General features: G+C 64.4%; 7 protein-coding genes (1 of these 7 cut by a window edge). 4 read left to right on the top strand and 3 right to left on the bottom strand.

What is annotated here, in order from left to right; all coding sequences use genetic code 11:
• Nucleotides 1-37: 37 nt before the first annotated feature.
• Nucleotides 38-649 carry an aspartyl/asparaginyl beta-hydroxylase domain-containing protein gene (locus tag M5C71_RS03190; RefSeq protein WP_103498871.1) on the top strand — a complete coding sequence of 204 codons (612 nt, stop codon included), beginning with the start codon at nt 38-40 and terminating at the stop codon, nt 647-649.
• Nucleotides 650-875: 226 nt separating this feature from the next.
• Here M5C71_RS03190 and syrC read toward each other — a convergent pair whose 3' ends face one another.
• From syrC to M5C71_RS03175, 3 genes are read right to left on the bottom strand one after another with little or no spacing between them, the layout of a single operon-like run.
• Nucleotides 876-2,087, bottom strand: a complete 1,212-nt coding sequence (gene syrC / locus M5C71_RS03185; protein WP_248767173.1) for a syringomycin E biosynthesis aminoacyltransferase SyrC — start codon at nt 2,085-2,087, stop codon at nt 876-878.
• 56 nt (nt 2,088-2,143) lie between these two features.
• Complete coding sequence (syrB2, locus tag M5C71_RS03180; protein WP_103498869.1) at nt 2,144-3,079, bottom strand: syringomycin E biosynthesis L-threonyl-[L-threonyl-carrier protein] 4-chlorinase SyrB2; 936 nt, start codon at nt 3,077-3,079, stop codon at nt 2,144-2,146.
• A gap of 17 nt (nt 3,080-3,096) precedes the next feature.
• Nucleotides 3,097-5,160: an amino acid adenylation domain-containing protein gene (locus tag M5C71_RS03175; protein WP_248767172.1), complete on the bottom strand. Its 2,064-nt coding sequence runs from the start codon at nt 5,158-5,160 to the stop codon at nt 3,097-3,099.
• Nucleotides 5,161-5,505: 345 nt separating this feature from the next.
• On the opposite strand from M5C71_RS03175, the gene M5C71_RS03170 reads away from it, so the two are divergent.
• The 3 genes from M5C71_RS03170 to sypA form a co-directional block, all read left to right on the top strand.
• A complete protein-coding gene (locus M5C71_RS03170; protein ID WP_103499708.1) occupies nt 5,506-6,567 on the top strand; it encodes a TauD/TfdA family dioxygenase in 1,062 nt (353 codons plus the stop codon).
• Nucleotides 6,568-6,643: 76 nt separating this feature from the next.
• On the top strand, nt 6,644-8,350 hold the full coding sequence (locus tag M5C71_RS03165; RefSeq protein ID WP_248767171.1) for a cyclic peptide export ABC transporter: 1,707 nt from the start codon (nt 6,644-6,646) through the stop codon (nt 8,348-8,350).
• A gap of 139 nt (nt 8,351-8,489) precedes the next feature.
• Nucleotides 8,490-21,200: the 5' portion of a syringopeptin non-ribosomal peptide synthetase SypA gene (gene sypA, locus M5C71_RS03160; protein WP_248767170.1), read on the top strand. Its footprint extends 3,405 nt past the window's final position; only the first 12,711 of its 16,116 coding nucleotides appear in the window; its start codon is at nt 8,490-8,492; its stop codon lies beyond the right edge, outside the window.

Below are 21,200 nucleotides of genomic sequence, written 5' to 3'. Positions count from 1 at the left end.
GCCATCCGAGCCGACAACAATCGATAAAGGAGGACCTATGCGTCCGTCGTTTTATGAACCCAAGCGCTTTCCCAAGCTCAAGCACCTTGCCGACAACTGGGAAGTGATCCGTGAAGAGTTTCTCGCCCTCGATGCCCCGACCCTGACCATCAACCGCGTCGGCAAGTCGATCACCGAGATCGTCGATGAAGTGGCCGCCCATATGGAGGCTGGCGGCGAGTATGGCTGGCTCTGGGGTTGGGGCGACGACATGGACGTCATGCCCGAGTGGACCCAGTACGGCCTGGTGGCCTACGACACACCGATCCCCTATGCCCAGGCCGCCATGCCGGGGACCATCGAGCTGTTGAAACAGATTCCCGGGATCAAGCTGTGCGCCTTGCTGCGCATGGAGCCCAATGTGTTCCTCGGTACGCACTCACATACCGGCACCTGGGAAGAAGGCCTGCTGCACATGCAGTTGACCATCGACGCGCCGGCCACCCAGAACTATGCCTACCTCAACGTCAACGGCAGCTTCAACCAGAGCACCAATGGCAACCTGGTGATCTTCGACGGCTCCCTCGACCACTTCGCGGTCAATGCTTCGCGGGCACACCGTACCGTGCTCTATCTTGAGTTCCATCGTGAAAAACACATGGATACCTGAGGTCGACAGGAGCGGGCCGAGTGATCGGGCCGCTCCGCAGGTAGAGTACGGTTGTTGTAAAACCACAAACTGTAGAGGCCCGGCTTGCGGGCCGTACTCATTGCGCCTCGGTAGAAACCTCAATCGACAAATTCCACATGGCGGGCCATTTGACCCAGGCATCGCTTCTGCGCGATGCGGGTCAAGGCGGTCTCTACCGGCTGTCCTGGGACACTCTTCTGGACGGTCAGGCGACCACAGGCTGGAGGGTTTCTTCGAGGAAGCGGAAAGCGGTCTGTTTCGAGTACTGGGTGGAGGCAAAGAACGCCAGGTGGCTGCCGTTGTGCTCGACATGCAGGGTGGCATCGTCGATCGACGCGGCGATATAGCGTGAGCCGCCAATATGCGTGGTTTCATCCGCGTCGCCGGCCACCACCAGGGTCGGCACGTTGATGCGGGCCAGCCGCGACGCCAGCTCGGTCTTGTTCAAGGCATCGTTCAGGCGCGCATAACGATAGAACAGTTCCGGGTTGACGTAGGGGTAGAGCACCACATGGGCGATCGGCTCCGGCGTGGTGGCCAGCGTCGCCTGGTCGAGGAACATCGCCTGCAGGTCGGTGGCTTCCTGGCGGTCAAAGGCCGCCGCTTCCATCAGCCATTCGAAGTTCTGCTGATGGGTGGTGCGCAGGTTGTTGTCGCCCAGGTTGTAGTCGCCGTGCCACAGGCTCAGGGAGGTGACCCGGTTGTCGTGGGCGGCGGCCGCGCTGAGGGCGATCACCGCACCGCCACAGATGCCCATCAGGTGCGCCGTCGGCAGTTGGTAGTGATTCATCACGCTGATCAGGTCGGCGACCTGGGCTTCGGTGTCCACCGCGACCTGGTCGAAGGACGCGCAGGAGCCGAACAGGCCGCGGGTCTCCCAGGTGACCACGAAGAAGCGCTCGCTGAGGACGTTGAACCAGTCGCGGCAAAGATCGAAAGGCATGCCGCAGGGCAGGGCCAGGACAATCGCCGGACGTTCCCGGTTGGTGCCCGCATGCACCGACAGGGAAACGTTGTCGCGGGTGGTCAGGTGCAGTGTCTCGACTTCCGGCACGGCACCGCTGAATTCGAAATGCTTGAGCAGTCGCCCGAACGCCTTGGCCTCTTCGGTATCGTCGAAGTGGTCGTAGCGGTAGTCGAGCGCCTGGCAGATTTTCCGGCTGATAAAAAACTCGAAGGACGACAGCTGTGCCTCGCCACCGTGCAGGTATTGCACGGTGCGCACGCCGATCCGCGCAAAGGCGGCGTTGATCGCCCGTTCCGTGGCTCTCACGCTGGGGGAAGCCTGCTCGGGGAGCAGGCCGTTGTCCGGGGCGAGAAAACTCAGGCACATGGGATCGGGCAAATGGATGGCAAGGTGCCTAAGCATCCTCACGGTCTCGCACAGGCGCATCGCTGCGTCGGTGGAAATAGTCATGGATTTCAACTCCTGTAGGCACATTGCCAGGCCAACTGTCGCCTGGCCGCTGTGGGTCAGACCGCTTCGAATTTCTTGCCGCGGGTGGTATGGGTCACGAGACGGTTGTATTCCGGTGTCTTTTCACCGATCACCTGTACCGCGCCGTATTTCTCCAGGCTGATGCGACCGCCGTACTCTTCGATATGGTCCGAGTCCGGGTAGATCTGTACGTGCGACGGCACATAACGCGAGGCGAAGCCCATACGCATTTCTTCTGTTTCGCCGCTGTGGGGGTAGGAGGCGTGCATCAGGGTCGACCAGAAAATAATGAACTGGCCGGCTTTCATCTGCATCGGTACGGCCGCTGCCTCGTCGGGCTTCCAGTCCTTGTCGATCTGCAACTGGCGATAGTCGTAACCAAAGAAACCGCGACGTACGCCGTCCTTGACCACCTCGCTGTTGTTGGCTTCGGGGTCGTAGCTCATGCGCTTGGTTTCGTCGTAGTTCATGCTGTTCTGGGTGCCAGGAATGAACTGCAGGCAACCATTGGCGATGTTGGCGTCGGTGAACGCGGTCCAGACGGTGATGGTGCCACCGAACTCTTCGGCGTCCGGCCAGAGGATCTGCGGTTTGCCGGAAGCGTTGGCAAAGGTGTCGGCCTGGTGCCAGTCGGTACCTTCATCACCCGGGTATTTAGGGAAGAACTCGGTGCGCCAGCACAGCACATCCGGGCCGAGGATGCTTTCGACGCGGTCGCAGATCTGCGCGCGGCAGATGTGGTTGGCGAGGAATTCGTCATCCAGGTGGCGGTCGTAGTTGGCGATGTTGGTACCGGCGGAGATGGCGTCCAGGTCCTGGTAGGCCGCGGCGCTACGGTCGAGCAGGCGCAGGCGGGTACGTCTCCAGGTTTCTTTCATTTCTTCCGGCGAGTAGGCGTCGAACGGACCGATAAAACCGTTCTTTTCGAACGAGGCACGCTCTTCCGGGGTCAAGGCGAATTTTTTGCTCACGGGCTTTTCCTTTTCGGTCAATGGGCTTGAACAAGAGTGCGGGAGATGTAATCGGCCAGCGCTTTGGCGGTGGCGCCGTCGGCCAGGACAGCCGGATCGATGTTGATCTGGTAATGGCTTTTGAGCTTGCTCAGGGAGCGGATCAGGGCCAGGGAGGTGCCGCCGAAATCGAAGAAGTCATCGTTCATGCCGATGTTCCTCAGGCCCAGGTCTTCACCCCACACCTTGAGCACGAACTGCCCGGGTGCAACGATGCGCGAGATGTAGTCGGCGAGGACCTTGGCGGTTGCGCCGTCGGCCAGGACACCGGGATCGATGTTGATCTGGTAATGGCTTTTGAGCTTGCTCAGGGAGCGGATCAAGGCCAGGGAGGTGCCGCCGAAATCGAAGAAGTCGTCATTCAGGCCGATGTTCTTCAGGCCCAGGTCTTCGCTCCAGACCTTGAGTACGAGCTGCTCCGGTTCGCTGAGACCCTGGGCGTCCACCGAGTGCGACGGGGTGACGCCGGCGGTCGGCGAGGGCAGCTGTTTCTTGTCGATCTTGCCGTGAGCGGTCACTGGCAGTTGGGTCAGCGCCAGGTAGGCCGAGGGACGCATGTAGTCCGGCAGGCTGGCGGCCACCAGGGCGGCCACTTCGCTGCGGGTCTGCTCGGTCCAGGCGCCGAGGCCCTGGGTCGGGACCACATAGGCCACCAGGCGCAGGTCGCCATCGCCGTAGTCATGGGCGCCGACATGGGCGGCAGAGACGCTCGGGCTGGTTTGCAGGCAGGCTTCGATCTCGCCCGGCTCGATACGGAAACCGCTGATCTTCAGCTGTTCGTCGCAACGGCCGGCATAACGGTACTCACCGTCATTGTCGAGGATCAGCAGGTCGCCGGTGCGGTAGGCACGGATCGAGGTGCCGGGCAACTGGATGAAACGCTCGGCGTTGAGCTCGCTGCGATTCAGGTAACCCTGGGCCACGCCGGCGCCTTCGATGTACAGCTCGCCTGCCGTGCCCTGGGGCACCGCGACCTGGTTGGCGTCGAGCAGATGCAACTGCCAGCCGTCCAGGGGTTTGCCGATGGAGACCATCGCGCTGCTTTCCAGATCCTGGCCGAGTACGCGCTTGAAGGTGCTGTGCACCGTCGCTTCGGTAATCCCGTACATGTTGATCAGGGCCGGTTTCTGGTCGCCATGGCGTTCAACCCAGGGACGCAGCACGGTGGCCGGCAGCGCTTCGCCACCGAAGACCACATAACGCAGGGCCAGGGGCGCGGTGGCGCCGCGATCGGCCTCGTCGAGGCCACGGAAGGCCGACGGGGTCTGGCTGAGCACGGTCACGCGCTGGTCGGACAGCCATTGGCGCAGGGCGGCAGGCGAGCGCGAGACGTCATACGGTACCACGCTGACCTGGCCGCCGTGGGCCAGGGCGCCCCAGATTTCCCAGACCGAGAAATCGAAGCCGATGGAGTGGAACATCGACCAGACGTCCTGGGCATTGAAGCCGTAGGTCCGTTGTGTGCTTTCCAGCAGGCGGCTGACGTTGCCATGGGAAACCAGTACGCCCTTGGGCTCACCGGTGGAACCGGAGGTGTAGATGACGTAGGCGCTGGCCTGGTCCGGGTCGCGGCGGCTGCCGTCAACGCTCAGTTCCAGCGCGGGCGCGGACAGCAACTGCTCAAGGGACAGCACACGCAGGGACGGGCTTTTCGGCAGGTTCGCGGCATCGCCGATCACCAGGCCCAGGCCGCTGTCACGGACGATGTGCTCAACGCGTTTGCCCGGGTATTGCGGGTCGACCGGGACATAGGTGCCGCCGGCCTTGAGGATGCCGAGCAGGCTGATGATCAGGTCGGCGCTGCGCGGCAGGTACATGCCCACACGCACGCCATCCTTGACGCCTTCGTGACGCAAACGTGCGGCCAGCTTCGACGACAGCGCCTCGAGCTGGGCATAACTCAATGTCCGAGTGGCGTCGGACACCGCCGTTCGCTCGGGAAATTCACGGGCCCGGGCACTGAATATCTCATGCAGGAAGGCACCGGGCGTGAGAGGGGCTGGCGGGGTGTTAACCGATTCGCCAGTGTTCTTGATCGGCATGACTAACGCTCCTGTGTAATAACAGGTGCAACGTCTTTTCGCCGTGGCGAAAGACGTTGCACTCGAGACATCCCTGCGGCCTGGAGGCTCCATTCGAAGAGCCGGCACGATCCGCAGTTGCCGCATTTCAGCACCGACCGCGGGCCTGCGTCTGTCGCGGGAAATGGGGACAAACGCGTGCCGACGGTGATCGCGACGCATCCGCGGCCCGGGTCACCGCTGTCCCGGTTTGCGGTGACAGACAGCCCCCCGCCATCGGTGTTTTTATCCTTGCGCGGCGGCGGAGCCTGTTGATCTTGCCCCGTACAACGTGGATGTGAGGGGCTGTGGTCCAGGAGTTTGTTCATGAGTCTTCAAGCTAACGTTTCGCCTGTTTTCACCGAAGAACCGCTGGCGGATGCGCCGGCCTGGCCAGACCGGGCGGGGGATCCATCGGTACGTTTGTCCCTGCTGGCAGCCGACAGCAGTTTGCCCGTGGTGATCGAACCGGCCGCGCCTGGCCTGGATCCGGTGTTGTGGGCGAGTGCGCAACGCGAGGCGATCGAGGCGTTGCTGTGCCGTCACGGCGCGGTGCTGTTCCGTGGTTTCGAGCTGGGCTCGGTGGCGGCTTTCGAGGCCTTTGCCGAGGCGCTGTCGCCCGGGTTGCACGGCACTTATGGCGACCTGCCGAAGAAAGAAGGCGGGCGCAATGTCTATCGCTCCACGCCTTATCCCGAGCGCGAGATGATCCTCTATCACAACGAGAGCTCACACCTGGAAAGCTGGCCGCGCAAGCAATGGTTCTTCTGCGAGCAGCCGTCACGGGTCGGTGGCGCGACGCCGCTGGCGGACATTCGCCAGGTGCTCCAGCGTCTGCCGGCCGAGGTGGTCGCGCGTTTCGAAAGCAAGGGCCTGATGTACAGCCGTACCTTTACCGCCGGCGTCGAGCCGAGCTGGGAATCGTTCTTCGGCACCCCTGAACGCAGCGTCGTCGAACAGCGTTGCCGCGAGCAGGGCACCGACTTCGAATGGCTCGACAGCGACACCCTGCAGATTCGCACCCAGTGCCCGGCGGTGATCAGCCACCCGTTCACCGGTGAGCGCTGCTTCTTCAACCAGGTGCAGCTGCACCACCCGTTCTGCCTGGGCGAGGAAATGCGCGAGGACCTGCTCGACATGTTCGGCGCCGACCGCCTGCCACGACTGGTCAGCTATGGCGACGGCTCGGACATCGAGGACTCGGTCATGGCCTTGATCGGCGAAGCCTACGAGGCCTGTGCGGTGCGCTTCGACTGGCGCAAGGGCGATGTGGTGATGCTCGACAACATGCTCGCCGCCCATGCCCGGGATCCCTACGAAGAACCCCGTCTGATCGTCGTCGCCATGGGCGAAATGACTGCCCGGGATGACGTCTGGCAACCGACCTGAGTGATCGCAATCGAGTGACCCTGGACTTTCAACGACCGGCCATTGCGCGGGCTAATGCATTCAAGGACAGCAACCAATGAAAAACGAGCAAGAGAAGAAGGCCAAACCTGGCTCGGTCATGCGTCTGCTGTGGCGCAATCATCCCTGGCTGACGCTGATGACCCTGTTGACCGGGATCATCAGCGGGGTGGCGTCCATCGCGGTGATCAAGGTGATCAACGAGGCGATTCATGAGGAAAGCTTCCAGTTGCAGTCGTTGTACTGGTTCGTCGGCCTGAGTGCGGTGTCGCTGTTGTTCCGCAACGGTGCCGCGTTGTTTCCGGCCTACGCCAGCATGCGCATCATGACCCGCCTGCGGATTGCCCTGTGCCGCAAGATCCTCGCCACGCCCCTGGAAGAGATCGACCGCCGCGGGGCACCCAACGTTCTGACGATGCTGACCAGCGATATTCCGCAACTCAACAGTACCCTGGTGATCATGCCGTCGGTGCTGGTGGAGTTGGCGGTGCTGCTGTTCGGCATCGCCTACCTGGCCTACCTGTCCTGGGTGGTGTTCGCGGTAACCGTCGGCCTGATGGTGGTCGGGGTGGCGCTGTACCTGTTCTTTTTCCTGGGCGGTATCTCCTTCTCGCACAAAGTGCGTGACGAGTTCACCTCGTTCAACGAATACACCCACGCCCTGGTGTTCGGTCTCAAGGAACTCAAGCTCAACGGCATCCGGCGCCGCTGGTTCAGCCGCTCGGCTATCCAGGAGTCCTCGACCCAGGTGGCGCGCTACAACTTTATCGAACGGCTCTGGTACACCGCCGCCGACAACGTCGGCCAGCTGACCTTGTCGCTGCTGATCGGTTGCCTGCTGTTCGTCGCGCCCATGCTCGGGGTGATCGATACCAATACCATGACCGCCAGCGTGCTGGTGGTGCTGTACATCATGGGCCCGCTTTCGCTGCTGATCGGCGCCATGCCGTTGCTGGCCCAGGGCCGCATCGCCGGCAGCCGCCTGGCGGATTTCGGTTTCTCGATCAACGGCCCGCACCCGGAGCCGGAAGCCCTCGCCAGCGAATCCGCCAATGTGCTGCGCCTGGATCACAAGAAGTCCTGGGACAGCATCCAGTTGCGCGACGTGCACATGAACTATCAGGACCTGCTCACCGGCACCGGGTTCGGCCTGGGACCCATCGACCTGACGGTGCGTGCCGGCGAACTGATCTACATCGTTGGTGGCAACGGCTGCGGCAAGAGCACCCTGGCCAAGGTTATCTGCGGCCTGTACATCCCACAGGGCGGGCAGGTTCTGCTCGACGACAAGCTGATCAACGAAGAGTCACGCAGCGACTACCGTGACCTGTTCTCCGCGGTGTTCTCCGACTTCCATCTGTTCAACCGGCTGATCGGTCCCGACGAAGAAGAGGACGCCAGCACCGAACTGGCGCAGAAGTACCTGGCGACCCTCGGCCTGGAAGACAAGATCAAGATCGAAGGGCTCGGTTATTCCACCACCAAGGCCCTGTCCTACGGCCAGCAGAAACGCCTGGCGCTGGTCTGCGCCTACATGGAAGACCGGCCGATCTACCTGCTCGACGAATGGGCCGCCGACCAGGACCCGCCGTTCAAGCGCTTCTTCTACGAGGAACTGCTGCCGGACCTCAAGCGTCGCGGCAAGACGGTGCTGATCATCACCCACGATGACCAGTACTTCCAGTTGGCCGACCGCATCATCAAGTTGGTGGACGGGAAGATCGTCTCCGACGTGAATTGCTCGGTGCAGGGCAAGCGCGCCTGATTTCCAGCGCTGTTTAACTTTTCCAGGACCGGCCCTTCGCGAAGCTGAGCGAGGTCGGCCGGCCCCTGGACCTGACTCAATTTCCAGTTGTCGCCGCCTTTTGCGCGTGGCGAGGCTGACCCTTTGCGAGAAGAAATGTATGGCACTTGCCCTGACCGCTGCCCAACGCAATATCTGGCTGGACCAGATGACCCAGGGCGACTCGCCGTTGTACAACATTGGCGGCTACCTGGAGATTGACGGGCACCTCGACCCCGAGGTGTTCCAGCAGGCCGTGAACCTGTTGATCGATAAACACGATGCCCTGCGCATGGTCCTGCTCGAGCAGCGTGACGAGCAGGGCGTTCCGTTGCAGGCCTTCGCCGCGACACTGCCGGTATGGGTGGCACCGCTGGACCTGCAAGCACAGGCGGACCCGCGCCAGGCTGCCGCGAGCTGGATGCAGCGTCAGTTCGAACGGGCCTTCAAGCTCGATGGCGGCCCGCTGTTCCGACTGCATTTGCTCAAGCTCGAAGCGCAGCGCTTCTACCTTGTCATCCACGCCCACCATATCGTGCTCGACGGTTGGGGCATCGACGAGCTTTTTGCTTCCCTCTGCCAGATCTACAACGCCCTGCACGATCAGCGCACGCCTGATCTGTCGGCGCCGTCCTATGTCGATTTCGTTGAGGACGACCGCAACTATCGCCAGTCGCCGCGTTTCGTTCGCGACCAGGCCTATTGGTTGGAAAAATACCGCGATATCCCCGAGCGCTTGCTGCTCCCGCACTATCGCCAGGCCCAGGCTGAAGGCCCGAGCCGCAGCAGCCATTTCGCCCGCGATTTTGCCCGGGACCTGGAGAGCCGTATCGACGACCTGGCCGGGCAGTTGCAGGCCTCGCGTTTCCACGTCCTGCTGGCCGCACTGTACGTCTACTTCACTCGGACCCAGCAGCGCGATGAGCTGGTGATCGGCTTGCCGATCCTCAACCGCTCCAACGCCAGCTTCAAGAAGACCCTGGGGCTGTTTGCCCAGCTCAGCCCGGTGCGTTTGCAGTTCAGCGCCGATCTGCCGTTCGCCGAACTGGTCCAGGGCATCGGTCGGGCGCTCAAGCAGGATTACCGCAACCAACGTTTCCCGGTCAGCGATCTCAACCGCCTGCTGGAGTTGCGCCGTACCGAGCGTACGCAGCTGTTCGACCTGACCTTCTCCTACGAGCAACACAACTCCCTGCTGCGCTTCGGACCGGCGAGCGCCCGTGCGGTGAAGTGTTCGAACAATCACGAACAGACACCGCTGGCGATCCATCTGCGGACCAATGCTTACGATAGTGAATCCCGGCTGCACTACATCTACAACGAGGCGTATTTCCAGGCGGGCGAGATCGAGCCCATGGCCGAGCGCCTGCAGCACGTGCTGGACCAGGGGTTGGCGAACGCACAGTTGCCGGTTCGCGCCTTCTCCCTGCTCAATGCCAGCGAAACCGCGCAGTTGCAGGCTTGGAATGCCGAGCCACAACACTTCGCCGAAGACCGCACCATTCACCAGCAGTTCGAAGCCCGCGCCGCCGAGCGGCCGGAGGCCGTGGCGCTGGTGTACCAGGATGAAAGCCTGAGCTACGGCGAACTCAACGCCCGCGCCAACCAGGTTGCCCATCGCCTGTTGGCCCTGGGTGTACGCCCGGATGATCGGGTCGCCATCTGTGTCGAGCGTGGTCCGACAATGATCATCGGCCTGCTGGGGATCCTCAAGTCCGGCGCCGGTTATGTGCCTCTGGACCCGGCTTACCCTCGCGAGCGCCTGGCCTACACCCTCGGTGACAGCGCTCCGGTGGCCTTGCTCAGCCAGCACGCGGTGCAGGAAGCCTTGCCGGCAGTGCAGGTGCCGGTCATCAATCTCGACGATGCGGATCTGCGGGACGAGTCCGTGCGTGATCCGCAGGTGGTGATGAACCCCACGCACCTGGCCTATGTGATCTATACCTCCGGTTCCACCGGTCTGCCCAAGGGCGTGATGGTTGAACATCGCAACGTCGCGCGGCTGTTCTCGACCACCGACGCCTGGTTCGGCTTCAATGAAACGGACGTCTGGGCGCTGTTCCACTCGTTTGCCTTCGACTTCTCGGTCTGGGAAATCTGGGGCGCGCTGCTGCATGGCGGTCGTTTGCTGATCGTGCCGCAACTGGTCAGCCGCTCCCCCGAAGACTGCTACAAGCTGCTCTGCAGCGCCGGTGTAACAGTCCTCAACCAGACCCCGAGCGCCTTTCGCCAGTTGATCGCTGCCCAGGACGAGAACCCGCAGGCGCATGTGTTGCGCCAGGTGATTTTCGGCGGTGAAGCGCTGGACACGGCGATGCTCAAGCCCTGGTACGCCCGGGAACTGAACAGCGCCACGCAACTGGTAAACATGTATGGCATCACCGAGACCACGGTGCATGTGACCTACTACCCGCTGCAGGCCGAAGACGCCCAACGGGTGGGCGTAAGCCCGATCGGCAAGCGTATTCCCGACCTGCGCCTGTATCTGCTCGACGGCTACGGCTATCCGTTGCCGCCCGGCGTGGTGGGGGAGTTGTACGTCGGTGGCGCGGGCGTGGCCCGGGGTTACCTCAACCGCGAGGAACTGAACGCTTCGCGCTTCCTCGACGATCCGTTTGTCTCCACCCCGGGGGCGCGCATGTACCGCTCCGGCGACCTGGGGCGCTGGCTGGCCGATGGCAGCCTGGAATACCTGGGTCGTAACGACGAACAGGTGAAGATTCGCGGTTTCCGTATCGAACTGGGCGAGATCGAAGCGCAGCTGGCCGCCTGCGAGGGTGTGCGTGACGCCGTTGTGCTGGTGCGCGAGGATGAACCGGGCGACAAGCGCCTGGTGGCCTATGTCATCGGCACGGCCGGCGTCGAACTGGACGCCGCGAAGTTGCGTGACCAACTGCGCCTGTCCCTGGCCGAGTACATGCTGCCAAGTGCCTTTGTCAGCCTTGAAGCCTTCCCGCTGACCGCCAATGGCAAGCTGGACCGCAAGGCACTCCCGGTGCCGGCGGCCGAGGCCTATGCCCGACGCGAATACCAGGCCCCCGAAGGTCCGGTGGAAACCACCCTGGCCGGGCTGTGGGCCGAGTTGCTTGGTGTCGAGCAGATCGGTCGGCATGATCAGTTCTTCGAACTGGGCGGGCATTCGTTGCTGGCGGTGAAACTCATCGAGCGCATGCGCCAGGTCGGCCTGAGCGCCGATGTCCGCGTGCTGTTCGGCCAGCCGACCCTGGCCGCATTGGCGGCCGCCAGCGGCAAGGGCGGCGAGATTGTCGTGCCGGCCAATGCGATCCCCTCCGGCTGCCAGCACATCACGCCGGACATGTTGCCCCTGGCTCAACTTACCCAGGCCCAGATCGACCGCGTGGTGGCCGGTGTCCCGGGCGGTGTCGGCAATGTGCAGGACATCTACGCGCTGGTGCCTCTGCAGGAAGGCATCCTCTATCACCATCTTTCGAGCGACGAGGGCGATCCGTACCTGTTGCAGGCCCTGCTGCGGGTCGACACCTTTGAACAGTTGCTGGGTTTTGCCGAGTCCTTGCAGGCGGTGATCGACCGTCACGATATCCTGCGCACCGCGGTGGCCTGGGAAGAACTCGATGAGCCGGTCCAGGTGGTCTGGCGCGAGGCGCGGCTGCGGGTCGAAGCCTTCCTGCCGCATCCGGACCAGGGTGATGTGGCCGCTCAGTTACAAGAACATTTCGATCCGCGACGGATTCGCCTGGATTTGCGTCAGGCACCGATGATGCGCCTGCATTATGCCGAAGACGCCGACAACGGCGGCTGGGTCGCGGTGTTGCTGTTCCATCACCTGATCGATGACGCCACCTCCCTGGCCCTGCTGGGCAAGGAGATCGAGGCATTCAGCCGGGGCCGCGGCGCCGAACTGGAAGCTTCGGTCCCGTACCGCAACCATGTGGCCCAGGCCCGCCTGGGAGTGAGTCGCGAGCAGCACGAGGCGTTCTTCCGCGAAATGCTCGGTGATGTCGACGAGCCCACTTTGCCCTTCGGCCTGCAGGATGTGCAGGGCGACGGCAGCGGTGTCGAGGAAGCGCTGCTGTCGGTAGACCCGGATCTGGCCCAGCGCCTGCGCGCCCAGGCCCGGCGCCTCGGGGTGAGCAATGCCAGCCTGCACCATCTGGCCTGGGGCCAGGTGGTGGCGCGCTTGTCCGGGCGTCGCGACGTGGTCTTCGGCACCGTGCTGATGGGCCGTCTGCACAGTGGCCAGGGCGCCGAACGGGCCCTGGGCATGTTTATCAATACCTTGCCGCTGCGGGTGGCCGCGGGCGAGCAGGGGGTCCAGGCGGCGGTGCGGACCACCCACGCGCGGCTGGCGGCCTTGCTCGGCCATGAACATGCGCCGTTGTCATTGGCCCAGGGATGCAGTGGCGTGGCGGCACCGACGCCGTTGTTCAGCGCCCTGATGAACTACCGGCATGTCGCCGTGGGCGCCCAGGCGCCGCAGGACGCCGGCCAGGCCCGGACCTGGGCCGGGGTCGAGGTGCTTGGCGGCGAGGAACGGACCAACTATCCGTTGTCGTTGTCGGTGGACGACCTCGGCGAGTCCTTTGGCCTGACCGTCCAGGCCGTGGCCGGGGTCGGTGCCAAACGGATCGCCGGTTATATGCATACCGTGCTGGAGCAACTGACCGAGGCCCTGGAGCAACAGCCCGAAGCGCCGTTGCACAGCCTCGACTGGTTACCGGCCAGCGAGCGCCGCCAGTTGCAGGAAGACTTCAACGCCTTCGATTGCATCTATCCGACGGACCTGCTGCTGCACCAGATGTTCGAGTCCCACGCGGCGACCCGGCCCGACGCGGTGGCTGTCACCTATGAAGGCCAGCGTCTGAGCTACAGCGAACTGAACCAGTGGGCCAACCAGATTGCCCATCGGCTGATCGCCGAGGGCATCGGCGCCGACGATCGGGTGGCGATCTGTGTGGAGCGCAGCCTGGAAATGATCGCCGGCCTGGTGGGCATTCTCAAGGCCGGTGCCGGTTATGTGCCGCTGGACCCGTCGTACCCGGCCGAACGCCTGGCCTATATGCTGGAGGACAGTGCACCGAAGGTACTGCTGACCCAGCGCGGCTTGCGCGAACGCTTCCCCCAGGCGCTGATGCCGGTGTTGTTGCTGGAAAGCGAAGCGCGGATCGAGAGCGGCATCGACGCCGCGCCCCGGCACAATCCGCAGATCGAGGGGCTGAATGCGCAACACCTGGCGTACCTGATCTATACCTCGGGCTCCACCGGCCAGCCCAAGGGCGTGGCCATGCCCCACGGGCCGCTGGTCAACCTGATGCACTGGCAGATCGCCCAGACCGTCGAGCACGGCCGGCCCGGACAACGGACCTTGCAGTTTGCCGCCCTGGGCTTCGACGTGGCCTTCCAGGAAGTCTTCAGCACCTTGTGTGCCGGCGGCGAACTGTCGCTGATCCATGGCGATATCCGCCTGGATTTCCGTCGCCTGTTCCAGCATATCCGCGAGCAGCACATCGAACGCCTGTATATGCCGTGCATCGCCCTGCAAGCCCTGGCCGAAGCCATGGTCGCCGAAGTCGAGCAACCCGAGTGTGCGTTGCAGGACGTGATCACCGCCGGTGAACAGTTGCGGATCACCGAACCGATGCGGCGTTTCTTCGAGCGCCTGGATGACGCGCGGCTGCACAACCACTATGGTCCGACCGAGTCCCACGTGGTCACGGCGCTGACCCTGATGGGCGATCCGCAGAGCTGGCCGACCTTGCCGAGCATCGGTCGGCCGGTGGCCAATACCCGTGTCTACCTGCTCGACGAACAATTCCGGCCGGTGCCGGTGGGGGTGGCGGGGGAGCTCTACATCGGCGGTGCCTGTGTTGCCCGCGGCTACCTGAACCGCGATGAACTGACCGCCGAACGTTTTATCCGCGATCCGTTTGCCGCCAACCCGGGGGCGCGGCTGTACAAGACCGGCGACCTGGGTTGCTGGCAGGCCGATGGCCAGATCGACTACCTGGGCCGCAACGACGACCAGATCAAGATCCGTGGTTTCCGTATCGAACTGGGTGAAATCGAAGCGCGCCTCGGCCAGTACCCGGGCCTGCGGGACACGGCGGTGCTGGCCCGCGAAGACCGCCCGGGGGAAAAACGCCTGGTGGCGTATTTCAGCGTGCAGGCCGGACAGGTGGCGCCCGAAGCCGACCAGATGCGTCTGCATTTGCAGGCGCTGCTGCCGGACTACATGATTCCGGCGGCCTATGTGCACCTGGAAAAACTCCCGGTTTCACCTAACGGCAAGCTGGACCGTCGTGCGCTGCCGGAGCCTTCGGCCGATGCCTTCGTCAGCCGCGACTACCAGGCGCCGCTCGGCGACACCGAAACCACCCTGGCCGCGCTCTGGTGCGAAGTGCTGGGTGTGGAACGGGTCGGTCGCCAGGACCATTTCTTCGAACTCGGCGGCCATTCGCTGCTGGCGGTCAAGTTGATCGAGCGCATGCGCCAGGCCGGCCTGAGTGCCGACGTCCGCGTGCTGTTCGGCCAGCCGACCCTGGCGGCGCTGGCGGCGGCCGTGGGCGGCGGGATCGAGATCGTGGTGCCGGCCAACGGTATTCCCGCCGGCTGCGAACGCATCACCCCGGACATGCTGACCCTGACCACTCTGGACCAGGCCTGTATCGACCGCATTGTCGCCGGCGTGCCCGGTGGCACCGGCAACGTGCAGGATATCTACCCGCTGGCGCCGTTGCAGGAAGGCATTCTTTATCACCATATCGCTGCTGAAACGGGCGATCCGTACCTGTTGCAAGCAACTTTCGCCCTGCAGGACCTGGCACAGCTGCGCGGTTTCGCCGAAGCCTTGCAGGCGGTGATCGATCGCCATGACATCCTGCGCACGGCGCTGGTCTGGCAAGCTCTGGAAGAACCGCAGCAAGTGGTCCTGCGCCACGTCGAACTGCCGCTGGAACAGATCGCGCTGGACCCGGCCGCGGGCGATATCCTCGGCCAGTTGCAGCGTCGCTTCGATCCCCGCGAGTGCCGCCTGGACCTTGGCCAGGCGCCGCTGATGCACCTGGCTTTTGCCCAGGATTCGGCCAACCAGCGCTGGGTCGCGATCCTGCTGTTCCACCATATCGCCCTCGATCACACCGCCCTGGATGTGATGAGCGAAGAGATGCTCGCCCATCTGCATGGCGCGGCCGGACAACTACCGGCGGCGATGCCGTACCGCAACTATGTGGGTCAGGCCCGCCTGGGGGTGAGCCGCGAGCAACATGAAGCGTTCTTCCGCGAAATGCTCGGCGATGTCGACGAGCCGACCTTGCCGTTCGGCCTGCTGCAGGTGCAGGGCGACGGGCAGGGCGTCAAGGAGGTCCGCCGCGATCTTCCGGCTGAACTGTGTCAACGCCTGCGCACCCAGGCCCGGCAACTGGGGGTGAGCGCCGCCAGTCTGCATCACCTGGCCTGGGCCCGGGTGCTGGGCAGCGTCAGCGGCCGTGAGGACGTGGTCTTCGGTACCGTGCTGTTGGGCCGTATGCAAAGCGGCCTGGGTGCCGATCGTGCACTCGGGATGTTTATCAATACCTTGCCGTTGCGGGTCGAGGTCGGTGCCTGCGCGGTACGCCAGGCGGTGCGCCAGACCCACGCCCGACTCACCGCACTGCTCGGCCACGAGCATGCGCCCTTGGTGCTGGCCCAGCGTTGCAGCGCGGTGGCGGCCTCGTCGCCGCTGTTCAGCGCGTTGCTCAACTACCGGCACAGCCCGGCCCTTGAAGCCAGCGGCGGCGATTATTGGGCGGACACCCAGGTACTTGGCGTCCGTGAGCGGACCAACTACCCCTGCACCTTGTCGGTGGACGACCAGGGCGAAGGCTTCCTGCTGAGCGTGCAGGTGGCGGCCGGGGTCGATGGCCAGCGGGTCTGCGGTTATATGCAGACGGCGTTGACCCAGCTGGTCGAGGCCCTGGAGTCCGCGCCGGACTCCGCGGTGCGTGACCTGGCGGTGCTGCCGGAGGACGAACGGCGGCTATTGCTGCAGGACTTCAATGCCACGGCGGCCGATTACCCGATGACCCGGACCGTGCACAGCCTGTTCGAGGACCAGGTCCGCCTGCGGCCACACGCGACGGCGGCCGTGCACCATGGCCGGGTCCTGAGCTACGCGCAATTGAACCTGCGGGCCAACCAGTTGGCGGTTTATCTGTTCGGTCTCGGCGTGCAGCCAGGGGCACGGGTGGCGATCCTGCTGGAGCGTTCCCTGGACCTGCTGGTCAGCCAGTTGGCGATTCTCAAGTGCGCGGCGGTCTATGTGCCGCTGGACACCAAGGCGCCGCTGGAGCGCCAGCAGTTCATGCTTGAGGACAGCCAGGCCGCGGTCCTGCTGACCCGGGGCGGTTTTGCGCTGGCCAGCGGTACGGCGACGCGGGTCGATCTCGACACCATGGTGCTGGACGCCTTGCCGACGGATGACCGGCAATTGGCGCAATCGAGCGAAACCCCGGCCTACATCATGTACACCTCCGGCTCCACCGGGGTGCCCAAGGGCGTGGTGGTGCCGCACCGGGCCATCACGCGGCTGGTGATCAACAACGGTTATGCCGACTTCAACGAGCAGGATCGGATCGCCTTCAGCTCCAACCCGGCGTTCGACGCCAGCACCATGGATGTCTGGGGCGCCTTGCTCAATGGCGGCCAGGTGCTGGTGGTGGACCATGACACGCTGCTCGAACCGGCGCGTTTCGGCGAGCTGCTGATCAGCTCCGGGGCCACGGTGCTGTTTGTCACCACGGCGGTATTCAACCAGTACGTGCAACTGATCCCGGAAGCCATCAAGGGTTTGCGGATCCTTCTGTGCGGTGGTGAGCGCAGCGACCCGGCGTCGTTCCGCCGCCTGTTGGCGCTGGCGCCGCAACTGCGCCTGGTGCATTGCTACGGGCCGACCGAAACCACCACCTACGCCACCACCTATCACGTGACCGCGGTGGCCGAAGACGCCGAGAGCGTGCCGATCGGCCGTCCTATCGGCAATACCCAGGTCTATGTCCTCGATGCCCGCCAGCAATTGCTGCCCCTGGGCGTCAGCGGTGAAATCTGCATCGGTGGCAAGGGTGTGGCGCAGGGTTACCTCAACCGCGCCGACCTGACCGCCGAGAAATTTATCGCCGACCCGTTCAGCAACGAGCCCGGCGCCTTGCTCTATCGCACCGGCGACCTTGGCCGCTGGTTGGTCGATGGCCAGCTGGAATGCCTGGGGCGTAACGACGACCAGGTAAAGATTCGCGGTTTCCGGATCGAACTCGGGGAAATCGAGGCGCGCCTGAGCACCCATCCGCAGGTGCGCGAATGCATCGTGCTGGCCCGCGAGGACGTTCCCGGCGACAAGCGCCTGGCGGCCTATATCACCACGACCGGCGAGCCGGCCACGGTGGAAGCACTGCGCGGCTACCTGCAAGGCCTGTTGCCGGAGTACATGGTGCCCAGCGCCTATGTGCAACTGGACGCATTGCCGCTGACCCTGAACGGCAAGGTCGACCGCAAGGCGCTGCCGGTGCCGGAATCGGACGCCCTGGCCCGTGGCGATTACCAGGCGCCGCAAGGCGAAGTGGAAACCCTGCTGGCATCGATCTGGGCCGATGTGCTCAAGGTCGAGCGGGTCGGGCGTCATGACCACTTCTTTGAACTGGGCGGCCATTCGTTGCTGGCGGTCAGCCTGATCGAGCGCATGCGCCAGGTCGGCCTGAGCGCCGATGTGCGCGTACTGTTCGGCCAGCCGACCCTGGCCGCGCTGGCGGCGGCGGTGGGCGGCGGCACGGAAATCGTGGTGCCGGCCAACCTGATTGCCGATGACTGCGCACACCTCACCCCGGACCTGCTGCCGCTGATCAAGCTGACCCAGGCGCAGATCGACCAGGTGCTGGCGAGCGTGCCGGGCGGCGCACGGAATGTGCAGGATATCTACCCGCTGGCACCGTTGCAGGCGGGCATCCTTTATCACCATATCAGCGCCGAACAGGGCGACCCCTATGTTCTGCAAGCGCTGTTCGGCCTGCGGGACCGCGCGCGGCTGGAGGATTTCAGCAACGCCCTGCAAGGGGTAATCGACCGTCACGACATCCTCCGTACCGCCGTGCTCTGGGAAGGGCTCGACGAACCGTTGCAGGTGGTCCTGCGGCGGGCCACGCTGGAAGTCACCGAGCTGTTCCTCGATCCGGCGGCCGGTCCGCTGGCTGAGCAACTGCACCAGCGTTTCAATCCGCGCCACTACCGCCTCGATGTGCGCCAGGCGCCGTTGATCCGCATTGTCTTTACCCACGATGCGGCCGCTGACCGTTGGCTGGCGATGCTGCTGTTCCATCATATGGCCCTCGACCACACCGCGCTGGACGTGGTCCAGCATGAGATCCAGGCGCACTTGCTCGGCGAGGCCCATACCCTGGGCGAAGCGATGCCGTATCGCAACTATGTGGCCCAGGCGCGCCTGGGTGTCAGCCAGGCGCAGCACGAGGCGTTTTTCCGTGGGGTGCTGGGCGATATCGACGAGCCGACCCTGCCGTTCGGCCTGCAGGATGTGCAGGACGGCGGACGTGAAATCGAAGAGGCCAGCCTGGCCCTGGCGCCCGAGTTGAGCCTGCGTCTGCGGGCCCAGGCCCGCCAGGCCGGGGTCAGTGCCGCGAGCCTGATGCACCTGGCCTGGGCGCGGGTGCTGGGCAGCGTCTCGGGCCGTGAGCAGGTGGTGTTCGGCACGGTACTGCTGGGCCGCCTGCAGGCGGGCGAGGGTGCTGACCGGGCGTTGGGGATGTTTATCAATACCTTGCCGCTGCGGGTCGATATCGGTACGCAGACGGTGCTCGCCGGACTCAAGGCCACCCACGGCCAACTGACCGCGTTGCTCGGGCACGAACATGCGCCGTTGGTGCTGGCCCAGCGTTGCAGCGGCGTGGCCGCGCCGGCACCGTTGTTCAGTGCGCTGCTCAACTACCGCCACAGTGTGGTGGCCGCCCCCTCGGCCGAGCATGAAGCGGCCTGGAGCGGTATTGAAGCTTTCGGCGCCGAGGAGCGCACCAACTATCCGCTGACCCTGAACGTCGACGACCTGGGTGATGGCTTCAAGTTGTCGGTGCTGGTCACCGCCGAGGTGGGTGCGCAACGCCTGTGCGGTTATATGCAGGCGGTGGTGGCGCAACTGGTCCAGGCGCTGGAACAGACCCCGGCGGCGACGCTGGACAGCCTGTCGATCTTGCCGCCGGCGGAGCGTGAGCAGGTGTTGGTCGGTTTCAACGCCACCGCCACCGATTCGCCACGGCATACGACGGTGCACGCTCTGTTCGAGTCCCAGGTACAGCGCACGCCTGAAGCCGCGGCGGTGGTGCATGACGCGACGAGCCTGAGTTACCGCGAGTTGAACCGGCAGGCCAATCGCCTGGCGGCGGAACTGCTGGAACTCGGCGTGCAGCCTGGGGAGAGCGTGGCGCTGTTGTTGCCGCGCTCCATCGATCTGGTGGTCAGCCAACTGGCGGTGCTCAAGTGCGCGGCGGTCTATGTGCCGCTGGATATCAATGCCCCACGCGAACGCCAGGCCTTTATGGTGCAGGACAGCCAGGCCGTGCTGGTGCTGACCTACAGCGCTGAAACCCTGGACCAGGGTGTACGGCGTCTTGACCTCGACACCCGGTCTGTCAACGCAGAGCCGGCGGCCAACCCGGACCGAGCGGCAACCGCCGAGTCGGTCGCCTACATCATGTACACCTCCGGCTCCACCGGCACGCCCAAGGGTGTGCTGGTCCCGCACCGGGCCATCGGCCGCCTGGTAATCGACAACGGCTACGCCGACTTCAATGCACGGGATCGCGTGGCCTTCGCCTCCAACCCGGCTTTCGACGCCAGCACCCTGGATGTCTGGGCGCCGCTGCTCAATGGCGGTTGCGTGGTGGTGGTCGAACACTCGGTATTGCTGTCCCAGGATGAGTTCCGGGCGCTGCTGCTGGCGCAATCGGTCAGCGTGCTGTGGCTGACCGCCGGACTGTTCCATCAATATGCCGACGGCCTGATGGAGGTCTTCGCCCGCTTGCGCTACCTGATTGTCGGTGGCGATGTGCTGGACCCGGCGGTCATCGCCCGGGTACTGGCGCAAGGCGCGCCGCAACATCTGCTCAACGGCTATGGCCCGACCGAAGCCACGACCTTTTCCGCGACCTACGAGATCACCTCGGTGGGCAGCGGCGGTATTCCCATCGGTCGACCGATCGGCAACAGCCAGGTCTACGTGCTTGATGCACGTCGCCAACCGGTGGCGGTGGGCGTGCCCGGCGAGCTGTATATCGGCGGGCAGGGCGTGGCCAAGGGGTATTTGAACCGGGCGGAATTGAGTGCCACGCAGTTTGTCGCCGATCCGTTCAGCGCCCGGGAGGGTGCGCTGTTGTACCGCACCGGTGACCTCGGTCGCTGGAACGCGGACGGTAACCTGGAGTACCTCGGCCGCAATGACGGTCAGGTGAAGATCCGTGGTTTCCGTATCGAACTGGGTGAAATCGAGGCCGCTCTGGTCACGCACCCGGCGGTACAGGAAGCGGTGTTGCTGGCACGGCAGGACGACGGTGAGAAACGCCTGGTGGCCTATTTCACCCAGGGCGAGTCGCAGCAGACGCTGGATATCGAAAGCCTGCGCAATCATCTGCAGGCCTGTCTGCCGGACTATATGGTGCCCGCGGCCTACGTGCGTCTCGACGTGCTGCCGCTGACCCCCAACGGCAAGCTGGACCGCAAGGCCCTGCCGGCACCGGATGCCCAGGCACTGGTCAGCCGTGGCTACGAGGCGCCCGAAGGCGTGGTCGAAACCACCCTGGCGGCGATCTGGGCCGAGGTGCTC

This window comes from Pseudomonas sp. MWU12-2345 (genome assembly GCF_023242385.1).
In the GTDB taxonomy this organism is placed as follows: Bacteria; Pseudomonadota; Gammaproteobacteria; order Pseudomonadales; family Pseudomonadaceae; genus Aquipseudomonas; species Aquipseudomonas gingeri_D.
Note: the sequence above shows the minus strand (reverse complement) of the source record. Positions and strands in the feature narration are given on the sequence as shown.

What these genes read in the sequence shown, in the direction of transcription:
- syrC (WP_248767173.1), bottom strand. Translation starts at nt 2,087, where the DNA reads ATGACTATTTCCACCGACGCAGCGATGCGCCTGTGCGAGACCGTGAGG.
- M5C71_RS03190 (WP_103498871.1), top strand. Translation starts at nt 38, where the DNA reads ATGCGTCCGTCGTTTTATGAACCCAAGCGCTTTCCCAAGCTCAAGCAC.
- M5C71_RS03165 (WP_248767171.1), top strand. Translation starts at nt 6,644, where the DNA reads ATGAAAAACGAGCAAGAGAAGAAGGCCAAACCTGGCTCGGTCATGCGT.
- M5C71_RS03175 (WP_248767172.1), bottom strand. Translation starts at nt 5,160, where the DNA reads ATGCCGATCAAGAACACTGGCGAATCGGTTAACACCCCGCCAGCCCCT.
- M5C71_RS03170 (WP_103499708.1), top strand. Translation starts at nt 5,506, where the DNA reads ATGAGTCTTCAAGCTAACGTTTCGCCTGTTTTCACCGAAGAACCGCTG.